Raw genomic sequence first — 3,604 nt, forward strand, 5'->3', positions numbered from 1 at the left:
AAATTCGAAAACGAGGTTTCAAAAATAAGGCTTTCCAAACATTGGAAGCCGTCATTGATAAGCTTCAAGAAGTTATTCAAGGACTGGAAAAAAGCGTTTTAAAGTCCACTGTCAGCAGACAATGGACAAGGTTGCTTTTTGAAAATGATTGAGTATAAGGAAAGCTTGACAGCTCAACAGGTAGCTGAAGCAATAAAAAGAGGCTTCCAACAATCGATAGCAGATGTAGAATGTCTCCTCTGCCCTGTTGGTGATGGGGGAGAAGGTACTGTAGATGCTATCCGACATTCTCTTGACCTAAAAGAAAAATGGATCCAAGTGACAGACCCTTCTGGACAAAAAGAAGCCATGCGCTATTTTCAAAAAGGGGAACTGGCACTATTTGAAGTAGCTGACTTGGTTGGTCTTGGAAAAATTCCGCTAGAGAAACGAAATCCACTTCAAATCCAAACTTGTGGTATTGGAGAGTTGATTCTCCATCTCATTTCTAAAGGGATTAAAGATATTTATATCGGTGTTGGTGGCACGGCCAGTAATGATGGAGGACTGGGGATTGCTGCTGGTTTAGGTTATCAATTTTATGATAGGGATGGAAATGTCTTGCCTGCTTCCGGTCAATCCTTATTAAACTTAGCTTCTGTTTCAACAGAAAATCGCTATAAAATTCCTGAAGGTGTTCAAATTCATATTTTAGCAGATGTCGTGAGTCCCTTATGTGGTCATCAAGGTGCGACTTACACTTTTGGCAATCAAAAAGGTCTACATCCGACTATGTTTGCAGTCGTAGATCAGGCGATCCAAGATCTTTATGAAAAATTCTCACCTGCAACATTAGAAATTAAAGGAGCAGGAGCAGGTGGAGACCTTGCTGGTGGTTTGTGTGCCTTTGCTCAGGCAAGTATCGTGTCTGGAATTGATACCTGCTTGGACTTAACCAACTTTGATAAGAAAGTTTCAGATGCTGACTTGGTTGTTGTTGGAGAAGGAAGACTTGACAGTCAAAGCTTTGCTGGGAAAGCGCCTATAGGTGTTGCAAAAAGAACCCCTGTTGGAGTTCCTGTTATTGCTATTTGCGGTAGTCTTGCTGAAGATTTACCTCCCCTACCATTTGAAAATATCCAAGCTGTCTTTTCTATTTTGGAGAAAAGTGAACCTTTAGAAGATAGTTTGAAAAATGCCAGTCTCTATCTGGAGCGCATGGCTGCCAATATTGGGCACTTATTAAATATGTGCAAGATTTAGCTAAACCATTTCTTCCATAAGGATGTTTTGGCTGGTTCTTCCTTTTTAACTTCCCAAAGTTTTGGAAAAGCAAGTCGAAGGTCTTTTTCTTCTACTTGAACGGGTGCATTGCTATGAATAACCAGGCCGAAAGGAGAAGTAATATGCTCTTCAGATACTATTGTAGCTTGACTATCAGTTTCTTTTGCTTCTTTTAAGTAGAAAACTTGCTTGTCAAATTCGATAGTTGGTGAAATCTTCACAAATAGTGGCTCTGCTTTTTCCTGAAGGTTTTCTAAAATAAATAAAAAGCCTTTTTCTAACTGAGGGCTATTTGCTGTGTCAATATCTACATATCCAAGAACTCTTTCCTCAAAAGTACCAAGATAGCGTCTTTGCTCATCCGGATTTATTTTTAACCCACCATGAGCTTTTTCAAGTAATTGTTTTGATAAATCTGTCATGAAAACAGTATATCATAAAAGTTAGAATAAAACAGACAAAAGAAAGCGATTACTTTATAAAGTTAAGGAAAATTTGCACAAAGATAACGTTTTTTCTTGAAAAAGGAGGGCTTTTAAGGTATTATAGAGGTGTAAAAAATTTAACTCAAAGGAGAGTAAAAAATGTCAATTATTACTGATGTTTACGCTCGCGAAGTCCTAGACTCACGCGGTAACCCAACACTTGAAGTAGAAGTTTACACTGAATCAGGTGCTTTCGGACGTGGTATGGTTCCATCAGGAGCTTCTACTGGTGAACACGAAGCAGTTGAACTTCGCGACGGTGACAAATCTCGTTACGGTGGTCTTGGTACACAAAAAGCTGTTGACAACGTAAACAACATCATTGCTGAAGCTATCATTGGCTACGATGTACGTGATCAACAAGCTATCGACCGTGCTATGATCGCTCTTGACGGTACTCCTAACAAAGGTAAATTGGGTGCAAACGCAATCCTTGGTGTGTCTATCGCTGTAGCTCGTGCTGCTGCTGACTACCTTGAAATCCCACTTTACAGCTACCTTGGTGGATTCAACACTAAAGTTCTTCCAACTCCAATGATGAACATCATCAACGGTGGTTCTCACTCTGACGCTCCAATCGCTTTCCAAGAATTCATGATTGTACCTGCTGGTGCGCCATCATTCAAAGAAGCTCTTCGTTGGGGTGCTGAAATCTTCCATGCTCTTAAGAAAATCCTTAAATCTCGTGGTTTGGAAACAGCCGTAGGTGACGAAGGTGGATTCGCTCCTCGTTTCGAAGGAACTGAAGACGGAGTTGAAACTATCCTTGCTGCTATCGAAGCTGCTGGATATGTTCCTGGTAAAGACGTATTTATCGGATTTGACTGTGCTTCATCAGAATTCTACGATAAAGAACGTAAAGTTTACGACTACACTAAATTCGAAGGTGAAGGAGCAGCTGTACGTACTGCTGCAGAACAAATCGACTACCTTGAAGAATTGGTAAACAAATACCCAATCATCACTATCGAAGATGGTATGGATGAAAATGACTGGGACGGTTGGAAAGCTCTTACTGAACGTCTTGGTGGTAAAGTTCAATTGGTTGGTGATGACTTCTTCGTAACAAACACTTCTTACCTTGAAAAAGGTATTGCAGAAGGTGCTGCTAACTCAATCCTTATCAAAGTTAACCAAATCGGTACTCTTACTGAAACATTCGACGCTATCGAAATGGCAAAAGAAGCTGGTTACACTGCCGTTGTATCACACCGTTCAGGTGAAACTGAAGATTCAACAATCGCTGACATCGCAGTTGCAACTAACGCAGGACAAATCAAGACTGGTTCACTTTCACGTACAGACCGTATCGCTAAATACAACCAATTGCTTCGCATCGAAGACCAACTTGGTGAAGTAGCAGAATACCGTGGATTGAAATCATTCTACAACTTGAAAAAATAAAGTAGTTCAGTAAACTATTTTATCCCGAACCTTGAAATTCAAAAGTTCGGCCGTTGATTTAACAACGTTTCTAGCCCCTCGGATTTTATCCGAAGGGCTATTTTTGGTACGACGGGCATGTCGTGCATCTGAGGTGTAAGTCCTCGGTGGGCACCTGCTACCGGTGAACCCAATAGCGATTCCCAAGCCTGACTATCGTGAGGTAGCGGATTAAAACGGTCTGGGGATAGACCGTTTTAAGTCTGACACTGGAAATAAGAATCGTCAGAGGAAGGGATAGCGAAATCGTGGCTCTACGAACAGGAAGGTGATAGTAAGGCGTATATAGCGGATAAGGGGGCCAGAAACTCTAAAGTCCAAAAAGGTAGTCGTAACCTATATGCGTAAATCACGAGAGTAATTGAATTCGGACTAAGGTTTATCTTTTTCCACTGTAACCTTTTAACGTCCTC

3 protein-coding genes and 1 pseudogene are annotated in these 3,604 nt (G+C 41.0%); 3 read left to right on the forward strand and 1 reads right to left on the reverse strand.

Going from position 1 to position 3,604, the window contains the following annotated elements; all coding sequences use genetic code 11:
• Nucleotides 1-152: pseudogene (locus HT688_RS07395) on the forward strand (IS630 family transposase); the annotation flags it as partial.
• Nucleotides 145-1,242 carry a glycerate kinase gene (locus HT688_RS07400; protein WP_138702470.1) on the forward strand — a complete coding sequence of 366 codons (1,098 nt, stop codon included), beginning with the start codon at nucleotides 145-147 and terminating at the stop codon, nucleotides 1,240-1,242. The pseudogene HT688_RS07395 and the gene HT688_RS07400, both read left to right, overlap by 8 nt.
• On the opposite strand, the gene HT688_RS07405 is transcribed toward HT688_RS07400, so the two are convergent.
• Nucleotides 1,239-1,685 carry a YueI family protein gene (locus tag HT688_RS07405; RefSeq protein WP_000131076.1) on the reverse strand — a complete coding sequence of 149 codons (447 nt, stop codon included), beginning with the start codon at nucleotides 1,683-1,685 and terminating at the stop codon, nucleotides 1,239-1,241. The genes HT688_RS07400 and HT688_RS07405 overlap by 4 nt on opposite strands.
• A gap of 162 nt (nucleotides 1,686-1,847) precedes the next feature.
• On the opposite strand from HT688_RS07405, the gene eno reads away from it, so the two are divergent.
• Nucleotides 1,848-3,152 (forward strand): surface-displayed alpha-enolase, encoded by a 1,305-nt coding sequence (eno, locus tag HT688_RS07410; RefSeq protein WP_000022821.1) that lies wholly within the window; start codon nucleotides 1,848-1,850, stop codon nucleotides 3,150-3,152.
• The last annotated feature ends 452 nt before the right edge of the window (nucleotides 3,153-3,604 follow it).

The organism is Streptococcus sp. 1559 (assembly GCF_013276735.1).
GTDB lineage: Bacteria > Bacillota > Bacilli > Lactobacillales > Streptococcaceae > Streptococcus > Streptococcus pseudopneumoniae.